Raw genomic sequence first — 17174 nt, 5'->3', positions numbered from 1 at the left:
GCAAAACGGACACAATCGTTACAAATGTGACCGCAGAATGTGTGTTGTTGGTTACCGCAGTGCTGCAAGCACGAGATCGCGGACTTGCGTCCTCTGCGCACCGTCGCTGAGGGGGCGCCCGGCACGGTCTACCACATAGAAGACGTCCACCGCCTCCGCGCCGAGAGTCTCCACTCGGGCGGCGCGTACGTCAAGCCCACATTCCCCGAAAGCCCTGCCAATACGCCACAGAAGCCCCGGCCTGTCATGGGCTCTGACTTCCACCACGGTGGCGGTCGCGGAGGCGTCGTCCACCAACGTCACACGGGGTGGAGCGACGGGAACGCGAGCGGGTCTCATCGAGCGGGTACGGCGGGCCAGACGTTGCTCAATGTCAAGGCGGCCAGCAAGGACCAGGCGGAGATCGGCTTCGAGGGTCGCGGGGTCCGGCGGCGAGCCGTACTCGGGGACGACCGCGAACTCGATCACGGCCGTGGCGCCCGCGGCCGCCGAAGAGGCGGAACGCACCACCAGCCGGTGCGCGGCGAGCACCCCCGCGGCGCTCCACAGCAGGCCCGGCCGGTCGGGCGCGACGACGGTGACCGCTCCCCCGTTCACGCGTACGGCGCCGCCGCCGTGCCTGGCCAGCGCCACCTGCGCCGCCGACAGGCTCGGCGGCTGGGGCGGCGGCGAGCCGGCCAGCGCGGAACGTACCCTGCGCACCAGGTCCGCGACCAGCCCTGCCTTCCAGGCGTTCCAGGCGGCGGGCCCGGTGGCCTGCCCGTCGGCGCCGGCCAGCGCGGCCAGCAGATCGAGCACCTCGCGCGAGCCCACGGTCCCGGCCACCTTCTCGATCGTGACCGGATCGTCCAGGTCGCGCCGGGTGGCGGTCTCGGGCAGCAGCAGATGGTGGCGGACGACGGTGGCCAGGACCTCCACGTCGGCGGCGGGCAGCCCGATCCTGGCGCCGATGTCGCGGACCACGACCTCGCCCGTGGCCGAGTGGTCGCCCGGCCAGCCCTTGCCGATGTCGTGAAAGAGCGCGCAGATCAGCAGGAGGTCGGGACGGGAAACCTCGCGGGTGTGCGCGGCGGCGCCGGCCGCCGTCTCGACCAGGTGGCGGTCGACGGTGAAGCGGTGGATGGGGTTGCGCTGCGGGCGGTGGCGCACACGTTCCCAGTCGGGTAGCAGCTTGACCAGGATCCCGGCCTGGTCGAGCTCCTCCCACACCGGCACTGCGGCCCGCCCGGCGCCGAGCACCGCGACGAGCGCGTCCCGCGCCTCCTCCGGCCACGGCACCGGCATCGGCGCCGACTGCGCCGCCAGCACGGTGACCGTCGCGGGCGCCAGCGGCAGCCCCGACCCGGCCGCGGCCGCCGCCGCGCGCAGCACCAGCACCGGGTCCTTGCGCGGATCGGCCCCGCGCGCCAGAACGACCTCGCCGCCGTGCTCCACCACGCCGTCGGCCAGCGGGCGGCGCCCGCGCGGGCTCGGGCCGGACACCAGCCGGTCGACCGCCCGCCAGGTCACGTCGAAGGCGTGCGCGATGGTACGGCCCGCCTCCGCCAGCCGGCGCATCAGCGCCTCGGCGTCCATCAGGCCGAGCAGCCCCGCCACCGCGTCCTGCTCCTGCAGCACCAGGCGGTCGGCGCCGCGGCCCGTGACGACGTGCAGCGCGTGCCGCACGTCCAGGACGAACTCGTACGCCTCTCGCGCCTTCGGCCCCGGCGCGGAGGCGACCCAGGCCGCCGCCACCGCCTGCATCGCCTGAAGGTCGCGCAGGCCGCCGCGGCCGTCCTTCAGATCGGGTTCGAGCAGGAAGGCGACCTCGCCGCTGCTATCGGCCCGCCGGTCGGCCGCCACCCGCAGCTCGGCCAGGCGGCGGCGCGACTCGGCCCGCCACTCGGCGAGCACCGCCTCCCTGGCCTTCCTGGTCAGCTCGGGGTCGCCGGCCACGTGCCTGGCCTGGATCAGTCCGAGCACGGCCTTAAGGTCGTCGCGGGCCACCCGGACGGCCTCGTCCACGGTACGCACGGAGTGGTCGAGGCCCACGCCCGAGTCCCAGACCGGGTACCAGACACGGTCGGCGACGGCGGCGATGTCGTCGCGGCCCTCGTGCAACAGGACCAGGTCGAGGTCGCTGCCGGGGGCCAGCTCCCGCCGCCCCAGGCTCCCGACCGCCATCAGAGCCATGCCGCCGCCGTCGCCGACCTTCGCACCGGTGCCGTCCGCGCCCTTCAAGCCGGGGCTCTCACCGGCCCTGATTCCGGTGCCGGTGCCGGGTTTCATCCCGATGGTGCCGGGGCTCATCCCGATGTTGTCGCCCGGCCTCGTGCCAGTGCCTTCGCCTGCCGTACGGAAGAGGTCCTTGAGCCAGCGGTCGGTGTCGGCGGCCCGCGAGGCGCGGGCCGCGGCGAAGGAGCGCGCCTCTCCTCTCACGACACCTCCCTGGTCTCCCGGCGGCGAGTGTGGTTTCGCGGCGGAGTCACAGCGCCTCGGGGCCTCGCTCTCCCGTGCGCACCCGGATGACCGTGTCGACGGGGACCGACCAGACCTTGCCGTCGCCGATCTTCCCGGTCTGGGCGGCCTTGACGATGACGTCGATCACGTCCTCGGCGTCGTCCTCCTCGGTCAGGACCTCCACGCGGACCTTGGGAACGAGGTCGACCTGGTACTCGGCGCCGCGGTAGACCTCGGTGTGGCCGCGCTGCCTGCCGTACCCGCTGGCCTCGCTGACCGTCATGCCCTTGATGCCGAACTGTTCGAGCGCGGCCTTCACGTCATCGAGCTTGAACGGCTTGATGACGGCGGTGATGAGCCTCATGCGTCCACCTTCTTCGTGACAGTGACCGGGCCGTTGGAGGAGACCACACCGGAGGCGTGGACGCTGCCGAGGTCGTAGCCGGTCTCGGCGTGCGTGGTGACGTCGACTCCGGCGACCTCGGCCTCCTGGGAGATCCGGAAGCCCATGGTCTTGTCGATGATCTTTCCGATCACCCATGACAGCACGAACGAGTAGGCGCCCACCACGACCGGTCCGAGGACCTGCAGCCCGAGCTGGCTGATCTGCCCGCCCTCGATCAGGATGCCCTTGTTCTGGCCGGGCAGGAACGGGTAGGCGGCCACGAAGCCCAGGGCGACCGCGCCGATCACGCCGCCGACCAGGTGGACGCCGACCACGTCGAGCGAGTCGTCGAAGCCCAGCTTGTACTTGAGTCCGACGGCGTAGCAGCAGCCGACGCCCGCCAGCAGGCCGATGACCACGGCCGCCCAGGGGTCCACGAACCCGCAGGCCGGGGTGATGGCGACCAGACCGGCGACCGCGCCGGAGGCGGCGCCCAGCGTGGTGGCGTGGCCGTCGCGCAGCTTCTCCACGATGAGCCAGGCCCCGGCCGCGACGGCGGTGGCGACCTGCGTGTTCATGAAGGCGAGCCCGGCGGTCTGGTCGGGGGCCAGCTCCGAACCGGCGTTGAACCCGAACCAGCCGAACCACAGCAGACCGGTGCCGAGCAGGACCAGCGTCAGGTTGTGCGGCCGCATCGGCTCCTTACGCCACCCGGAACGCTTGCCCAGCACCAGCGCCAGAGCCAGAGCCGCCGCACCCGCGTTGATGTGGACGACGGTGCCGCCCGCGAAGTCCTCGATGCCCAACTGGCCCAGCCAGCCGCCGCCCCACACCCAGTGCGCGACGGGGAAGTACACGACCGTGGCCCACACCAGGGAGAACACCACCCAGGCGCCGAACTTGGCCCGGTCGGCGATCGCGCCGCTGATCAGCGCCACGGTGATGATGGCGAAGGTGAGCTGGAAGGCGGAGAAGACCATGAGCGGGAAGTTGTCGGCCGCCGCGGCCTCGGCCGTGACGTTGCCTCCCGCGACGATGAGGCCCTCGTAGACCGCGTTGTAGACGCCGCTGAGCCCGAGGTAGTCGAGGCCGCCGACGATCTTGTTGAGGAATCCGGTGCCGTCCCCGGCGGTGTCGAAGGCGAGCGAGTAGCCGTAGAGCACCCAGGCGACGGTCACCACGATGATGCTGACGAACGACATCATCATCATGTTGAGGACGCTCTTGGCCCTGGTCATGCCCCCGTAGAAGAACGCGAGGCCCGGAGTCATCAGCAGCACCAGAGCGGTGCACACCAGCATCCAGGCGGTAGTGCCGCTATCGATCATCGACGCGACCTCCTTACACATTGGCGACTGACCGGAACTGTCGCTCCGCGGGGTTTCGCTGCTCGACCAGGCGTGTTTCGCATGCGTGAATCTCCCCGCCACGGTGTTTCGCCCTTGTTTCGGTCTCCGCACAGCCCCCGTTTGGGCCGATACGGGCCCGCACTAGACTTAGGGTCGCCTAACCTAACTGATCAAGGAACCACCTCTCATGCGCCTGCCTGTGGCGATCGCCGCACTCCTTCCCGTTCTCGCCCTCGCCGCCTGCGGAAACTCCGCGGCCCCCGCGGAGGAGGCCGGAGCCACCCGCACGGTCAAGCACGCCATGGGCGAGACCAAGGTCCCCGAGACGCCCAAGCGGGTCGTGGTCCTCGACACCGACAAGCTCGACACGATGGTCTCCCTGGGCCTCGCCCCGATCGGCGCGGCCCAGGCGGCCGAGAACCAGAAGTGGCCCGCCTATCTCGGCGACGCGCTCAAGGACACCAAGCCCGTCGGCACCCTCCAGCAGCCCAACCTGGAGGCGATCATCGCGCTGAAGCCGGACCTCATCCTGGGCACGAAGTTCCGCCAGGCCGCCTTCTACGACAAGCTCAGCAAGATCGCGCCGACGGTCTTCACCGAGAAGGTCGGCGTGACCTGGAAGGAGAACTTCGCGCTCGACGCCGAGGCGCTCGGCAGGCCCGCCGAGGCGGCCAAGCTCATGTCCGACTACGAGGCCCGCGCCAAGACCGTCGGCGGCAAGTTCACCAAGCTCAAGCTGAGCATCGTGCGCTTCATGCCCACCGAGATCCGCATGTACGGGCCCGAGTCCTTCAGCGGCATCGTCGTCGGCGACGCGGGCGTCGGCCGCCCGGAGGCCCAGTTGCTCGCCGCCCAGGAGGACAAACGGTTCGGCAAGCTGAGCCAGGAGAACATCGCCCAGGCCGACGGCGACGCCCTCTTCTACAGCGCCTACGGCGAGGCCGCCGCCGCGTCCCAGGCCGAGGTCACCGGCGGGCCGCTGTGGAAGAAGCTCAAGGCGGTCACCTCCGGCCGTGCCCACGCGGTGGACGACGAGGTCTGGATGCTCGGCATCGGCGTCAAGGCGGCCAACGGCATTCTGGACGACCTGGACAAGTACCTCACTCCGCTGGCGTGAGCCGTACCTCGTCGCCTATCCGCACCTCGCCCGGTCGCAGGACGCGGGCGTAGGCTCCGGCGCACGGTTGCGCGCCCATGTCGAAGATCTCGACGCGGTTGTGGCGGGCCACCGTGCGCAGCGCGTCGGTGTCGCGGGGCAACTCGCCGTGGGCGAGCGTCGGTACGGCACAGCGCGGGCTGGCCACGATGACCTCCAGCTCCGCGGATCCGAGGCGGAGCCTGGCTCCGGCCCAGGCGTTCTCGGGGAAGCCGTCGCCGGGGGTGTCGATCACGAGGTTGGGGCGGTAGCGCACGGCCTCCATGTGTCCGCGCGCGCTCAACTCGCCGATGCGCCGCAGGGTCGCCGTGGTGATGAGGTGGATCGGGGCGAAGTCGAAGAACGTCCCGGGCGCGGCGGCGGCCAGATGGGTGATGGTGTGGCCAACCTCCTGCTCGACGCCTCGTTCGAGCACTTCCTCCGGGATCGAGCGTTCCAGCTCGGCCTCGGGTGGGGGTGTGTCGGCCAGCCGTACCTCTCGGCCGAAAAGCCGGGACAGTTCGGCGTCCCCCGGCGGCGCGACGCCGTCGAGCGTGAGCAGATCGCGCCACAGCCTGGGGTTCTTGGCACTGGCGACCTTGCCCGTGGACACGTCGACGACGGCGCGCACCCGGTCTCCGGAGAGCCCTCGCTCAGTGATCTCGCCGATGTCGAGGTCTTCCCCGAGCATCGACTTGACCGGATAACGGCGCAATGCCCCCACAACACCGACAAGATCACTCATTTTATGATCTTACGGCGTGTGCGGAGCTTTTGCCGGTTTCCGCAGCGATCCATCGAGCACCAGCGGCGCGCGCCGGGCCGCGAGGTGTCGAGAAACAGCAGGTAGCAGCGTTCGCCGCCGCACATGCGGACACGTTCCACCCGATCACCGGAAAACAGCTCGATCGCATCCCTGGCGACCGCCGACAGGAACTGCGACCCCGTCACCGGGTACGCCCACTCCCTGGCCTGACCGGTCCCCATGACGGGCACCGGCGGCGGCGCGGCGGCCAGTTCGTTCAGCACCACCCGCGGCTCCGGCGGGTCGGCGTCGATCCTGACCTCCGCCACACCGGCGACCTTGAAGCCGGGCGCCTCGTCCTTCACCGCCTCCATGGCGAGCGACAGCACGGCGCCGCGCAGCCGTTTGGCGTCGGCCAGTTCGCCGTCGCCCACCCGCACCGGCCCGTCCACGCCGAGCCTCGACCCGGCGATCCACTCGGCCAGGTCGGCGGGCGCGTGCAGCCGTTCCCAGGGGTTCACCGCCCCGCTGAGCAGGAATTCCAGGCACAGCGTGCCCGCGTCGAACCTGAACCGCTGACCGTCGCCGCCGGTCAGCACCATCGCGCTTGCGCTCTCCACACGAGCAGTGTAACACTTGACACCAGTTTAACCGGTGTAATCGGAGGAGACGAAGATGGACGAGATCATCGAGCTGACCGAGCGTTCGTGGGAGGCCAACAGGAACGGCGACGCCGCCTTCTTCGACCGGTTCCTCACCGCGGAGCCGCTGAGCGTCTCCCCCTGGGGCGTCGTCACCGACCGGGCGGCGATCCTCAAGGGCTTCGCCGAGAACCGCAACCCGTACCTGCGCACCGACCAGTCCGACCACCGCGTCGTCCGGCTCACCGAGGACAGCCTGGTGCACACGAGCCTGGTCGAGATCGACGTGCTCATGAACGACACCGACCTGCGGACCGTGCGCTACCACGCCACGACGACGCTGGTCCGCCAGGACGGCGAGTGGAAGGCCGCCGTCTTCCAGGTCACCCCCGCCGGAGCCTAGGGATCCAGCCGGGCACCGTCCGGCGGTAGTCCTCGTACTCCTGCCCGAAGGTACGGCGCAGCGTGGGCTCCTCGTACAAGCGCACGAACAACCACGTGACGAACCCCACCACCGCCGCGTACCAGAGCAGGTCCAGCCGTCCGAACAGCAGGGCCTGCCCGGCGATGGCCAGTTCGACGGCCACGTACATGGGATTGCGCACGTACCGGTAGAAGCCCCCCACCACGAGACGGCTCGGCGCGGCCACCGGCATCGGCGTACCCAGCCCCTCCACCACGAAGCGCACGAACGCCGGGACGATCACCACCGCCCCGGCCACGACCATGAGGCCGCCGAGCACCCGCACCGGCGGCCACATGGGCGCGAAGTGCCAGCCGGTGACCAGCCACGGACCCGCCACGGCCACCAGTCCGGGCCCGAGGACGAAGAACAACGACGTCACCGTCGCCGCGACCGGCCTCCGCACGCGTGTCACCCCCAGAAACGCCGAAGATGAGGGACGAGCTCGGCGGCCCGCTCGTCGGGGAAGAAGAGCCTGCCGCCGTCGATCTCGACGACCTCCCGCACGCCGGGGATGGTGTCGCGCAGCCAGCGCGCCCACTCCACGCCGAAGAAGACGTCACCCGTACCCCACACCACGAGCGTGGGCACGGCGAGCACCGTCAGCAAGGGCTCGATGGCCACCATCTGCTTGGCCTCGATCCCGGCCAGCAGCCGCTCGAACGCCGCGCCGCCGCCGGGCTTGGCGAACATCGGCCGCAGGTACGCCTCGACGAGGGCCTGGGGGTCGTCGATGCGCTGGTAGCCGTCGCCGTACACGCTCTGGCCGATCAGCTCGGGATGCGCGATCAGCGCTTCCAACAGAGGGACGAGCTTGCCTTTGGCGGCCAGTTCGACGATGGGGCGGAAGGGCTCCGGCGGGGTGTTGTCGTGGACGTCGCAGTTGGTGAGGGTGAGCGAGCGCAGCCGGTGCGGATGGCGGACCGCGAAGATCTGCGCGACGGCGCCGCCGGTGTCGTTGGCCACGAGGTCGACCTGGTCGAGGCCCAGTTCGTCGCAGAAGTCGGCCAGCGTTTGCGCGAGGCCGGGGAGGGTGAGGTCGTCGGTGATCGGGCTGCCGCCGTGGACGGGGAGGTCCGGGGCGATGCAGCGCCGTTCGCCGCGGAGTTCGGCGATGACGTTGCGCCAGAGGTAGGAACTCGTGCCCACGCCGTGGACGAACAGCGTGGCCGGGCCCTGGCCCTCGTCGATGTGGTTGAGCATCTACGCCTCCAAACAAACCGACTGTCGGTCTGGAAAATAACCGACTGGCGGTCGGTATGTCTAGAGTTGGTGCATGAACCTCAAGGCAGAACGTGGCGCGGCCACCCGCGACCGGGTCCTCACGGTGGCCCGCCGCCTGTTCGCCGACCAGGGCTACGAGGGGACCTCCATCGAGGCCGTGCTGCAGGAGACGGGACTGAGCCGCGGGGCCCTGTACCACCACTATTCGGGCAAGGACGCGCTGTTCGAGGCGGTGCTTGAGCAGGTGGAGACGTCGGTGGGGGTGCGGTTGATGGAGGCCGTGAAAGACGTGCCGGATCCGGCGGAGGCGCTGGTGACGGGGTGTCTGGCATGGGTGAGGATGGCCCGCGACCCGGCGATCCGGCGGATCGTGCTGATCGACGCGCCTGCTGTGCTGGGGTGGGAGAGATGGCGGGCGCTGGAGGAACGGCACGCGTTCGGCATGCTGAAGGGGGCGTTGCGGGCGACCAGGAGGGTGCCGGAGGGGGCACTGGACGTGTACGCGCACATGTTGCTGGCCGCGATCAACGAGAGTGTGCTGTTGGTGGCCAGGGGGGTGGGGTTGGAGGGTGCGGAGGAGGCGGTAGAAGACTTCCTTCACCGCCTCCTACGCCCCTAAAAGCAAGGTCATCGCCTTTGGCGCTCAAAGGCAAGGTCATCGCTTTTGGCGCGCTTCGCGCGTGAGGGCGCTCAGGCGTTTCTTCCAGTCGAGCCGGGGGCTCGACCCCGCGTCGGTCCTTCGGGCGTCTTATTAGGGCCCCACCCCTTGCCCAGCTAGGTGGCCAGCCAGCTCCTGCCCACCCATGCCGGTTGGGGTGTGGGCCCGCTGGGTTTCCTTGCCGGCTATCGGGTTGCCACTGACCAGGTAGCGGGCGCAACCACTGGTGTCTCCTCAGGAAACACCCATCGCTGTGGCCATGGCCGTACCAGTTGATTTCCGCTCACATCGGCTCCCCTCCTGCTGCGGAGAGGATCCGTGGGAGCCAATTGCGAGGGGCCACCGCGTTCGGTCCCCGGACCCCCAGAGTGTTCTGTGAGGTGAGAAACCGTTGTCCCTCACACCGAAGAGGTCACTGGTTCGGTCGGTCCAAGTATCGTCCGCCACGCTCCCCAGCAGATCAGGTCTGACCTGGTCAAGTAGAAGTCATAGCCACAGCTCACGGCACATGCCACGAGCCTGGTGCTTCCTGTCGTTCAGGGTTTGTGGCGGTTGCTGTCAGCACCAGTGCTGATGTTGTGCTGACCTACGTGTGCGCGCTCGGCATCCGCCGACTCTTGACTGCTATGGCCACGGTGAGTTCGGATGGGGCCAACCAACGTCGAGAGCAGGCAACATGGAGCAACCTCGCAGCGACTCCGACAATCTGACGGCTACATTCTTCTGCAAGGATCCCGATTCCCACGGGGCCGACGACTGCGAGACGTTCTACACGACGGACCGAGACTCCTGGATCGCCCAGGGCAAGAAGCGCGGTTCGAGCGTCGCGGCCCAGCTCAAGGGGCTGGCAGACGATGAGACCTTCATAGAGATCTCAGATCGAACGGTCGATGCGTTCGTCCGCAGGTACGTGAAGGAGCGCTATGGAGTTGATCTCAGTTGAGCAGCGTTCGGCGTTGATTTGGGCGGGCAAGCCCTTCCTGAAGCTTGAGCTTCGGGACACCTACGCCATCGACGCCGAGCTGTTCGACGCGTGGAGACGCGGTGATGAGGCGACGGTAAGCCGCTTTGTAGATGCATGGCGAGACAAAGTGGCATCCGAGGTTGCGGCGGGGAGGCCAATCCGCAGGGTGCGCGTCGTCTCTGAACCCCTCTCGGAATACCAGCGAATGGCGGTCGATATCAGCGGGTCCGCCGTAGATGCTGGAGAAGAACTCCGCTGGCTTCCCCGTCGCCTTGCTTCATCCCTGGCTCTCCCCGGCAACGACTGTTTCGTTCTCGAAGATCTCGTCATCTTCAATGTGCTTGGCGGGAGTGACGAACGCTCAGAGATCCAACTTTTCCGTGACCCTGAAGTAGTGAGCCTCTGTCGGAACGCATTCAGCGCGGCCTGGGACCTCGCCATCCCCCACCGCGAATACAAGCCTGCTTGAGCCTCCGTGTCCGACATGCAGCCGTCGAACGCGGCGAAGAAGGCATTCGGCGTTCGCCTCCGTGATCTCCGGCTCGACGCAGAATTGAGCGGCGTAGCGTTGGCCAGCCTCTGTGGCTGGCACAAGACCAAGGTTTCGAAGATCGAGCACGGCACCCAGGCTCCAACCGAATCGGACATTCGGGTGTGGGCTGGAGCGTGTGGAGCCGAGGGTCAGGTCCCTGAGTTGATCGCGACGCTTCGCGAAGTGGAGCAGATGTGGCTTGAGTATCGGCGTGAGTTGCGAGCAGGCCAGAAGCACATTCAGCTCAGGAGTCAAGCTCTCTACGAGCAGACGAAGCTTCTACGGGCTTATGAAGCTCTGTTCATTCCTGGATTCCTCCAAACCTACCGCTATGCGGTGGCGCAGTTCGAGATTCATGCCCGCCTCCATGGTCTACCGATAGACGACATCGAGGAGGCTGCAAGAAACCGGCTTGTCCGTCAACGGCTGCTAGGCACTGGTACCAACGCGTTCTCGTTCGTCCTGGAAGCTTCTGTCCTGTACAACAACATCGGCGGGGCCGATGTCATGAGCGAGCAGTTTGACCGGCTGCTTGAGATAGCCGCAATGCCCTATGTGTTCGTTGGGATCATTCCCCTAGGGCATCGACGCACCCTCTATCCAGGTGAAGCCTTCTATTTGTTTGATGAACAACTTGTCCGGCAAGAGTTCTGGACTGGGCTCCTCCGGTCGTCTCGTCCCGAGGATATCTCTTATTTCATCAGGACTTTCTCCGCACTTCGGGATCAAGCCGTCTACGGGCAACCCGCGCAAGAGCAGATCGAGGCCGCCCGTCGCCACCTTCAAGGAACTTCGAGCAACTCTCTGGCTACGTGAATCACACCGCTCCTACCGTCGATGCATGGCCCCCGCACAGAGTCCATGCAGACGCCAGACGACGCCGTTGGTCTGCCAGTCAGGCCCCAAGACCTTGAATGGGCGCACGGCCTACGTAGGGGATCTTGCGCCTGAGGAACTGGAGGCGTTGGGGCCGGACGCCGAGCCAGAGGAGCAGCTTCCTTCGAGCTGGATACCGAAGGAGTACCGGGAGTTGCTGGCGGCGCGTGGGATTGCGGACTGTGACCGCTCTGACGCGGCCGGGTACGACGGATACCTGAAGCTGACCGAAGCGCACGGGTACTTGGAGAAGCGCCCCAACACCGAGCCGTGGGACCTGCTGCTCGCGGAGCAGGAGGAGGATCGATGAAGCTGGAGATCGACTGGAAGCCGTACTTCACAGACACCGAGTACGGGATGGTCGGCGAGATCAAGGCGTTCTCGATCGTTCAGCACGGCCGGGACTTCACGCTTTACCCCAGGCTGCCGGACCGGAAGGGTCTCACTTCGCCGTCAGAGGAGTTCGGTAGCTGCGGGGAAGCCAAGGCCCGGGCTGACCAACTGCTGATTGCCTTCCTTAAGGACTTCTTGGTCAAGATGCCCTCTGCTGCCAAGTCCGCCGCGGTCAGCGCGGCCGAGAAGGCGTCGTGATCACGTTGTGCGAGCTGCCCGCGGGTAGCCGGCGCTCATAGCTCACGGCTGGTCCAGCAGGCCCAAGGAACACCCCCAGTGTTCGGGCCGGCCGTGAAGGTGGCCCCGCCTGCAACTGGCGGGGCCACCAAACCCCATCCACTCACCGCGTCCTCGGTGCGCAGCTTGATCTCGGTTTGTCCGACGTAGCTCCGAGCGTGGCCAACGTCCCCGCCTTCTACCCGAGCCGGCTCGTCGACGCGCTGCCGGAGCTGGACCACCCGACCGAGCTCCAAGACGACGACCGCGAGTCGATGAAGCGGGCCGGGCTGACCGTGGTGGCCCGCACTGCGGAGGTGATGGCGCGGATGCCGACCCGGCAGGAGATACGCGACCTCGGGCTGGGGCCAGGTAGCCCGGTCATGGAGGTCGTCACCGCCCCCGAGGACAACACCTGCGCAATGGTGGCGGTGCGGGAGGCGATCTACCTGGGCGACCGGTACGAACTGCGCTTTAGCCTCTGTTGACGATCTGCTGGTAGCCGCCCACCGGCCGCGGGTACCCTGAGAACATGGACGAGCAGCCGGGCGCCGTCGACGAGGAGCGCGTGCCCTACCCCGAGGAGCACCGTCAGGCGAACCTGGCCAAGCTCCGCGAGCTGATGGGCGGCGAGCCGTCGGCCGAGATGCTCGAACTCGTCCGCCAGCGCGACGAGGAGTTCGCCGCACGCCGCAGCACTGCGGCGTGATCGGTCGCGTCCTGGATTCCAGCGCCCTTCTGGCCTGGAGCCGCCGTCAATCGCCCTACGTGGAAGCCGCGATCTGGTCGCGTGCCGGCCACACCGACTACATCCTCCCGATCGTCACCACAACACCCGCGCTGACCGCCGCCCTCGCGCAGCTCGACGCCCGGCATGTCCCGGTGCTGGACACTCTGCTCGGCATGACGGACGTGATGATCGTCGACTCCCTCACCTCGGGGAGCGCGCCCGGAGTGGCCGAGGTGCTGCGACAGGCCGGCCCGTACGCGGCCGAGCAGGTGACCTCGGCGAGCGTCGTGCACGCCGCCACGCGCCGATGTCTGCCGGTCCTTACCTGGAACCCGTACCCGCTCGTTCAACTGTGGCCGGAGGTCGAGATCGACCTGATCCCGTAGCACATCACACGGTCTCCGCGCGGCCTGTGCCAATTCGCCATCTCACCATGCTTGCGCCGACGTACGCGCTCGGGGCAGCCAGTGATGAGCGCCGCCGGAATGCCAGCCTCGACCGCCGGGGGCCATGGGCGAGGCGAACGCCTATGCGCATCGCCCACGCGATCAAGGCCCGCTGGCGGTGTTCGGGTCGTATCTGTCCGACGTGGGCTCTACTCCCGGTGTTCGTCGGCCAGGTGCCGCACCAGCGTGGCCGCCCTGGCCGTCTCCGTCTGCAACCGCTCCAACGCCTCCAACGCCCCGGCCAGCGTCGGCCCGCCGGGTAGTTCGCCCAGGGCCTCGGCTGCGTGCCGTACCGGATGCAGGGCTGCGGTGAGGGCGATGCGAGTGGTGCCGTTCATGGCGGACACCTTACAAGAAGATCGAACGCCTGTTCGATTTAGGTGCTGGGGTCAGTTAAGGGTCGGTGTTTGGCCTGGGTCGTATCAACGCGGGCGTTGCAGCAGAGCCCGGTGACCACGTTCTGAGCTGGACTGTGGGTCGCCAGATCAGCGCCACCATCTTCGAAGACAACTAGGAGATCACATGACGATCATGCAGGCCGCGGCGCGGCTGACGGCCATCGGGCTTCTTGGCACCGCCATCGCGGTGATGCCGACGCTGTCGGCGCACGCCCAGGCGGCCAAGCCCGCACCCGTGTCCGCGGCGGACGCACCGGCGTCCAACGTTCTCCTGGGCCTGCTGGGCAGCCTGCTGGGCGGCGCGGCGGGCGGCGGCCTGCCCCTCTAGAGGCGGCCCGCCCCTCTCGAACCAGCCCGGCTGGTTGCAACGAGACACGACACGATCCCGGCCTCTGCACCGCCCGAGGCCGGGATCGCGCTCGTGGGGACTTCCGGCGCGGCCACACGCCCCCGCGAGGTCCGCACTGGGACCAGGATCGGGGCCAGGATGACACTGATGGCCCCGGTCGCCGACGAGGTGCTCAAAGGGACGCCCCGGCCGTGCGCATACCGCCCAAGGCAAGGGGTGGACGCACACCACTGCCGGGACCGGGCATCAGTGAAGTCCTCGCAGGCCCACAGCATGATCACCGGCCGCCGGTGCCACGGAGATGTTGTGGTTTCCGGCGAAGAGGTTGCCCGGGTCCCAACGGCGTTTGGTCTCGATGAGGCGGTCGCGGTTCACAGGTGCGTACACACCGCAGCCGAACGGATCGCCTGTCGGGTACCGGAAGTTGCCGTAGGTGCCGCGGCCGGAGCCGATGGCCGACCACTGCCCCTCGATCCGGGCAACGTCCGAGCCCGGCGGCAGGATGCCGGTGAAGATCACCAGCGCTTCGGTGTCCCGCCAGCCGAAGGCGGTCGCCGTAGGGTCGACCCGGTTGACGGCGCCGATCATGCTACGGATGCTCAGAATCGCCCCTGGCACCTGCTCGGTCAGCTCGGCGAGCTGGGTGATCATCGCGTCGTCGAGGACGACGAAGGCGTTGTGCTCCTCGATCACGACGTCGTCGATGTACGTCTCGGACTCGGGGACGTCAGCCAGGGCGTTCTCCACGAGGCTCTCCAGCCCGTCGGGCTCGCCGCCGTCCTCGAGCACCGACGCGTAGGGCCGGAGGCCGAAGCTGGTGTGGATGATCCCGGGCAGCTCCAGGAGCGGGGCGACCGCCGTACGCGCCTCGTCCTCGTCGTCGCCACCCCAGAGCACGAAGAACTGGCAGTTCGCCGGGGAGCGTCCCTCGGCGGGCATGACGAAGGTCGTGGAGTTCAGCCGTTCGTCGGCGGCGTGCAGGACGTCGCGCCAGCGGCCGAGGAGTTCGGCCATGCCCGCCGCCGACGGCTTGGCCGTGGTGATCGTGCCGTAGTAGACGCTCGGCGGGAGCGGGTGGGCCTGGAAGGTGAACCGGGTGACGATGCCGAAGTTGCCTCCGCCCCCGCGGATCGCCCAGAACAGGTCGTCATGGTGCTCGGCGTCGACGCACAGCACTTCGGCGCCCGCGGTGACGATCTCGGCGGCGACCAGGTTGTCCAAGGTGAGTCCGTGCCCGCGCACGAGCCAGCCGACGCCGCCGGTGAGCGCGAGCCCGCCGACCCCGACCGAACTGGTGTCTCCCGAGCTGAGCGCGAGTCCGTGCGGGCGCAGGGCGTGGGCGACCTGGCCCCACACCGCCCCGCCGCCGATCTCGACGCGGCCGTCACCGTGAACCCGCACGTCGTCCAGGCGCGAAAGCCAGATCAGCAGGTCCCCGTCGCGCGTGGCGAAGGCGCCGTGGCCTCCGCCGCGCACCGACACCGGCAGCCCGTGTTCGGTGGCGAACCTGACCGCTCGGGCGACATCGCCCGCCGTGGCGGGACGGACGATCGCCGAGGGCGTCGCGACCACCACGTCCTCGGCGACGATCTGGTCGAAACCGGGGTCACCGGCCACGAGGACGTCCCCCGTGGTGTGCTCACGCCACGCGGTCAGCTCAGCCGGCGGGAACGGGGCGCGCTCGCTGGTCATGGCGATCGTCCTTCCGGACGCGGCGCCTGAGCACGCATCCTTGTATACGACGTAAACTACTTGGAGTTTACAAGGTATACAAGACGCGCCGCTCAAGGTAGACCTGGATGCCGTCGAGGACGCGTGCGAGGCCGAACTCGAACTCCTCCTCGATGAGTCCGCCGGGGACCGGCTCGGCGCCGATCGCGGCGGCGACCTCGTTCAGCCGCGGGTACGACAGCGCGTCCGGCCCCTCGCGCCACCGATGCGCGGTCCGCTCGCGGTCCCCGCCACCGGCGAGGAAGCCGGCGATCCAGGTCAGGGCCAGCCCCCGGCCATAGGAACTCACGACGCCCAGCAGGTAGAGCTTCTCCGGCCCCGAAAGGTCGAGGTTGTCGAATCCCGTCAGCGACCACTCCATCGAGGCCAGTTGCCTCGGTCCCGTGGGCGGGGCGGAGGTGGCGGTGGCGGCGAGCATCCAGGGGTGGGCGAAGTAGGAGCGCCAGTCCTGGACGGCCATGACCCGCAGGGTCTCGCGCCAGCCCGACGGCCTGGGCTCGGGATAGGCGAACTCGCCCACGACGTGGTCGATCATCAGCTCGACCAGCACCTCACGGTTCGCGACGTGACGGTAGAGCGCCATGGCGGTCACCCCGAGCCGCTGGGCCACCTCGCGCATGGTCACCGCGCTCAGCCCGTCCTCGTCGGCGATCGCTATCGCCGCTCGCACGATCGCCGGCCCCGACAGCGCCACCCGCGCCCTCACTGCCTTCCGGGCCATGCCCGACCTCCTGGCGACGACACTCATATCCTCGTCTACATCGTACACTTTTCGCCGTCAGGAGATCACTTGCCGGTTGGTGAAGCGGGCGCGGGCGAACCGCCAGAGGACTTTGCGCGGGGTGAGCCAGCGTACGTGCGCGCCGTTCGTGGCCTTGGTCAGCGCCTGCCGCGCCAGCCAGGGCGTGACGGTCTCCACCCGGTCGGCCAGGATGTCGTACATCTTCCTGGCGTGGGGAGTCAGCTCGTGCAGCAGCAGGTCGGTGGTGACCATGCCGGGGCTGAGCAGCCCGACCGAGACGCCGTCGGGCACCTCCTTCGCCAGAGCCCTGGTCAGGTAGGTCAGCGCCCGCTTGGTCGCTCCGTAAACGGCCAGTCCGGGTACGGCACGGCCGTCGCTGCCGAGTCCCTCCATGTTCCACACGTGACCGTGGCCCTGCTCGGCCATTCCGGCCAGCGCGATCGCGCAGCCGTTGATCACACCGGTGAGATTGACGTCCACGACGTCACGCGCCTGGTGTTCGGGCAGTTCCCACAGTGGGAGGCGGGATTGGGTGATCCCGGCGTTGTTGATCCACATGTCGACTCGGCCGTGGCGTTCGACGGCGGCGTCCCACATCGCCCGGAGCCGGAGCCGGTCGCGGACGTCGCTCTGCCGCGAACCGCCGGTGACGACGTGATGGCCCCGCCTGGTGAACTCCTCGGCGAGCCCGCGCCCGATGCCGCGGGTGCCGCCGGTCACGACGATGACCAGGTCGGCACGTTCGTGCCGCACGCGCC

23 protein-coding genes are annotated in these 17174 nt (G+C 68.6%); 12 read left to right on the top strand and 11 right to left on the bottom strand.

Going from position 1 to position 17174, the window contains the following annotated elements; all coding sequences use genetic code 11:
- Positions 1-51 precede the first annotated feature (51 nt).
- Genes ACIBEJ_RS45335 through ACIBEJ_RS45325 form a run of 3 tightly spaced genes read right to left on the bottom strand, consistent with a single transcriptional unit; the run spans position 52 to position 4152 of the window.
- Positions 52-2418: a [protein-PII] uridylyltransferase gene (locus tag ACIBEJ_RS45335; protein WP_397189179.1), complete on the bottom strand. Its 2367-nt coding sequence runs from the start codon at positions 2416-2418 to the stop codon at positions 52-54.
- 46 nt (positions 2419-2464) lie between these two features.
- A complete protein-coding gene (locus ACIBEJ_RS45330) occupies positions 2465-2803 on the bottom strand; it encodes a P-II family nitrogen regulator (protein ID WP_148033823.1) in 339 nt (112 codons plus the stop codon).
- Positions 2800-4152, bottom strand: coding sequence for an ammonium transporter (locus ACIBEJ_RS45325; protein ID WP_397189178.1), 1353 nt, complete (start codon positions 4150-4152; stop codon positions 2800-2802). The genes ACIBEJ_RS45330 and ACIBEJ_RS45325 overlap by 4 nt, the downstream gene beginning before the upstream one ends.
- Positions 4153-4360: 208 nt before the next feature.
- Between ACIBEJ_RS45325 and ACIBEJ_RS45320 the strand changes: the two genes are divergently transcribed.
- Positions 4361-5290 carry an ABC transporter substrate-binding protein gene (locus ACIBEJ_RS45320; RefSeq protein ID WP_397189177.1) on the top strand — a complete coding sequence of 310 codons (930 nt, stop codon included), beginning with the start codon at positions 4361-4363 and terminating at the stop codon, positions 5288-5290.
- On the opposite strand, the gene ACIBEJ_RS45315 is transcribed toward ACIBEJ_RS45320, so the two are convergent.
- Complete coding sequence (locus tag ACIBEJ_RS45315; RefSeq protein ID WP_397189176.1) at positions 5274-6053, bottom strand: MOSC domain-containing protein; 780 nt, start codon at positions 6051-6053, stop codon at positions 5274-5276. The two genes, ACIBEJ_RS45320 and ACIBEJ_RS45315, sit on opposite strands and share 17 nt — an antisense overlap.
- Positions 6050-6673 carry a CGNR zinc finger domain-containing protein gene (locus ACIBEJ_RS45310; RefSeq protein ID WP_397189175.1) on the bottom strand — a complete coding sequence of 208 codons (624 nt, stop codon included), beginning with the start codon at positions 6671-6673 and terminating at the stop codon, positions 6050-6052. The genes ACIBEJ_RS45315 and ACIBEJ_RS45310 overlap by 4 nt, the downstream gene beginning before the upstream one ends.
- 55 nt (positions 6674-6728) lie before the next feature.
- Here ACIBEJ_RS45310 and ACIBEJ_RS45305 point away from each other — a divergent pair, with 55 nt between their 5' ends.
- A complete protein-coding gene (locus tag ACIBEJ_RS45305; RefSeq protein WP_397189174.1) occupies positions 6729-7097 on the top strand; it encodes a nuclear transport factor 2 family protein in 369 nt (122 codons plus the stop codon).
- Here ACIBEJ_RS45305 and ACIBEJ_RS45300 read toward each other — a convergent pair.
- Positions 7078-7563: a methyltransferase family protein gene (locus tag ACIBEJ_RS45300; protein ID WP_397189173.1), complete on the bottom strand. Its 486-nt coding sequence runs from the start codon at positions 7561-7563 to the stop codon at positions 7078-7080. The two genes, ACIBEJ_RS45305 and ACIBEJ_RS45300, sit on opposite strands and share 20 nt — an antisense overlap.
- Before the next feature lie 5 nt (positions 7564-7568).
- Positions 7569-8360: an alpha/beta fold hydrolase gene (locus tag ACIBEJ_RS45295; protein WP_397189172.1), complete on the bottom strand. Its 792-nt coding sequence runs from the start codon at positions 8358-8360 to the stop codon at positions 7569-7571.
- Between the two features lie 73 nt (positions 8361-8433).
- Between ACIBEJ_RS45295 and ACIBEJ_RS45290 the strand changes: the two genes are divergently transcribed.
- From ACIBEJ_RS45290 to ACIBEJ_RS45250, 9 genes are all read left to right on the top strand, one after another.
- Positions 8434-9000, top strand: a complete 567-nt coding sequence (locus ACIBEJ_RS45290; RefSeq protein ID WP_397189171.1) for a TetR/AcrR family transcriptional regulator — start codon at positions 8434-8436, stop codon at positions 8998-9000.
- Between the two features lie 715 nt (positions 9001-9715).
- A complete protein-coding gene (locus ACIBEJ_RS45285; RefSeq protein ID WP_397189170.1) occupies positions 9716-9982 on the top strand; it encodes a hypothetical protein in 267 nt (88 codons plus the stop codon).
- Positions 9963-10472, top strand: a complete 510-nt coding sequence (locus ACIBEJ_RS45280) for a DUF6879 family protein (protein WP_397189169.1) — start codon at positions 9963-9965, stop codon at positions 10470-10472. Before ACIBEJ_RS45285 ends, ACIBEJ_RS45280 begins: the two co-directional genes overlap by 20 nt.
- 15 nt (positions 10473-10487) lie before the next feature.
- Positions 10488-11351: a helix-turn-helix domain-containing protein gene (locus ACIBEJ_RS45275; RefSeq protein ID WP_397189200.1), complete on the top strand. Its 864-nt coding sequence runs from the start codon at positions 10488-10490 to the stop codon at positions 11349-11351.
- A gap of 25 nt (positions 11352-11376) precedes the next feature.
- Positions 11377-11721, top strand: coding sequence for a hypothetical protein (locus ACIBEJ_RS45270; RefSeq protein ID WP_397189168.1), 345 nt, complete (start codon positions 11377-11379; stop codon positions 11719-11721).
- On the top strand, positions 11718-12002 hold the full coding sequence (locus ACIBEJ_RS45265) for a hypothetical protein (protein WP_397189167.1): 285 nt from the start codon (positions 11718-11720) through the stop codon (positions 12000-12002). Before ACIBEJ_RS45270 ends, ACIBEJ_RS45265 begins: the two co-directional genes overlap by 4 nt.
- A gap of 176 nt (positions 12003-12178) precedes the next feature.
- Positions 12179-12508, top strand: a complete 330-nt coding sequence (locus tag ACIBEJ_RS45260) for a hypothetical protein (RefSeq protein ID WP_397189166.1) — start codon at positions 12179-12181, stop codon at positions 12506-12508.
- A 44-nt stretch (positions 12509-12552) separates the two neighbouring features.
- Positions 12553-12729, top strand: coding sequence for a hypothetical protein (locus ACIBEJ_RS45255; RefSeq protein ID WP_397189165.1), 177 nt, complete (start codon positions 12553-12555; stop codon positions 12727-12729).
- A complete protein-coding gene (locus ACIBEJ_RS45250) occupies positions 12726-13136 on the top strand; it encodes a hypothetical protein (RefSeq protein ID WP_397189164.1) in 411 nt (136 codons plus the stop codon). Before ACIBEJ_RS45255 ends, ACIBEJ_RS45250 begins: the two co-directional genes overlap by 4 nt.
- A gap of 209 nt (positions 13137-13345) precedes the next feature.
- On the opposite strand, the gene ACIBEJ_RS45245 is transcribed toward ACIBEJ_RS45250, so the two are convergent.
- A complete protein-coding gene (locus ACIBEJ_RS45245) occupies positions 13346-13534 on the bottom strand; it encodes a hypothetical protein (protein ID WP_397189163.1) in 189 nt (62 codons plus the stop codon).
- Between the two features lie 184 nt (positions 13535-13718).
- Here ACIBEJ_RS45245 and ACIBEJ_RS45240 point away from each other — a divergent pair, with 184 nt between their 5' ends.
- On the top strand, positions 13719-13922 hold the full coding sequence (locus ACIBEJ_RS45240; protein WP_397189162.1) for a hypothetical protein: 204 nt from the start codon (positions 13719-13721) through the stop codon (positions 13920-13922).
- Between the two features lie 267 nt (positions 13923-14189).
- Here the strand turns inward: ACIBEJ_RS45240 and ACIBEJ_RS45235 are convergent, their stop codons facing one another.
- The 3 genes from ACIBEJ_RS45235 to ACIBEJ_RS45225 form a co-directional block, all read right to left on the bottom strand.
- Complete coding sequence (locus ACIBEJ_RS45235) at positions 14190-15635, bottom strand: FAD-binding oxidoreductase (RefSeq protein ID WP_397189161.1); 1446 nt, start codon at positions 15633-15635, stop codon at positions 14190-14192.
- 67 nt (positions 15636-15702) lie between these two features.
- Positions 15703-16395 carry a TetR/AcrR family transcriptional regulator gene (locus tag ACIBEJ_RS45230; RefSeq protein WP_397189160.1) on the bottom strand — a complete coding sequence of 231 codons (693 nt, stop codon included), beginning with the start codon at positions 16393-16395 and terminating at the stop codon, positions 15703-15705.
- Between the two features lie 57 nt (positions 16396-16452).
- Positions 16453-17169, bottom strand: coding sequence for an SDR family NAD(P)-dependent oxidoreductase (locus ACIBEJ_RS45225; RefSeq protein WP_397189159.1), 717 nt, complete (start codon positions 17167-17169; stop codon positions 16453-16455).
- Positions 17170-17174: the final 5 nt, after the last annotated feature.

This window comes from Nonomuraea sp. NPDC050790, assembly GCF_044456745.1.
GTDB lineage: Bacteria > Actinomycetota > Actinomycetes > Streptosporangiales > Streptosporangiaceae > Nonomuraea.
The sequence above is the reverse complement of the archived record's forward strand: the minus strand, read 5'-3'. Positions and strand labels throughout refer to the sequence as shown.

Excerpts from the sequence above, each read along its gene's own strand:
- ACIBEJ_RS45245 (WP_397189163.1), bottom strand. The coding sequence starts at position 13,534 with ATGAACGGCACCACTCGCATCGCCCTCACCGCAGCCCTGCATCCGGTA.
- ACIBEJ_RS45315 (WP_397189176.1), bottom strand. The coding sequence starts at position 6,053 with ATGAGTGATCTTGTCGGTGTTGTGGGGGCATTGCGCCGTTATCCGGTC.
- ACIBEJ_RS45235 (WP_397189161.1), bottom strand. The coding sequence starts at position 15,635 with ATGACCAGCGAGCGCGCCCCGTTCCCGCCGGCTGAGCTGACCGCGTGG.
- ACIBEJ_RS45265 (WP_397189167.1), top strand. The coding sequence starts at position 11,718 with ATGAAGCTGGAGATCGACTGGAAGCCGTACTTCACAGACACCGAGTAC.
- ACIBEJ_RS45330 (WP_148033823.1), bottom strand. The coding sequence starts at position 2,803 with ATGAGGCTCATCACCGCCGTCATCAAGCCGTTCAAGCTCGATGACGTG.
- ACIBEJ_RS45255 (WP_397189165.1), top strand. The coding sequence starts at position 12,553 with ATGGACGAGCAGCCGGGCGCCGTCGACGAGGAGCGCGTGCCCTACCCC.
- ACIBEJ_RS45320 (WP_397189177.1), top strand. The coding sequence starts at position 4,361 with ATGCGCCTGCCTGTGGCGATCGCCGCACTCCTTCCCGTTCTCGCCCTC.
- ACIBEJ_RS45325 (WP_397189178.1), bottom strand. The coding sequence starts at position 4,152 with ATGATCGATAGCGGCACTACCGCCTGGATGCTGGTGTGCACCGCTCTG.
- ACIBEJ_RS45230 (WP_397189160.1), bottom strand. The coding sequence starts at position 16,395 with ATGGCCCGGAAGGCAGTGAGGGCGCGGGTGGCGCTGTCGGGGCCGGCG.
- ACIBEJ_RS45270 (WP_397189168.1), top strand. The coding sequence starts at position 11,377 with ATGGCCCCCGCACAGAGTCCATGCAGACGCCAGACGACGCCGTTGGTC.
- ACIBEJ_RS45280 (WP_397189169.1), top strand. The coding sequence starts at position 9,963 with ATGGAGTTGATCTCAGTTGAGCAGCGTTCGGCGTTGATTTGGGCGGGC.
- ACIBEJ_RS45295 (WP_397189172.1), bottom strand. The coding sequence starts at position 8,360 with ATGCTCAACCACATCGACGAGGGCCAGGGCCCGGCCACGCTGTTCGTC.
- ACIBEJ_RS45290 (WP_397189171.1), top strand. The coding sequence starts at position 8,434 with ATGAACCTCAAGGCAGAACGTGGCGCGGCCACCCGCGACCGGGTCCTC.
- ACIBEJ_RS45275 (WP_397189200.1), top strand. The coding sequence starts at position 10,488 with ATGCAGCCGTCGAACGCGGCGAAGAAGGCATTCGGCGTTCGCCTCCGT.
- ACIBEJ_RS45285 (WP_397189170.1), top strand. The coding sequence starts at position 9,716 with ATGGAGCAACCTCGCAGCGACTCCGACAATCTGACGGCTACATTCTTC.
- ACIBEJ_RS45240 (WP_397189162.1), top strand. The coding sequence starts at position 13,719 with ATGACGATCATGCAGGCCGCGGCGCGGCTGACGGCCATCGGGCTTCTT.
- ACIBEJ_RS45305 (WP_397189174.1), top strand. The coding sequence starts at position 6,729 with ATGGACGAGATCATCGAGCTGACCGAGCGTTCGTGGGAGGCCAACAGG.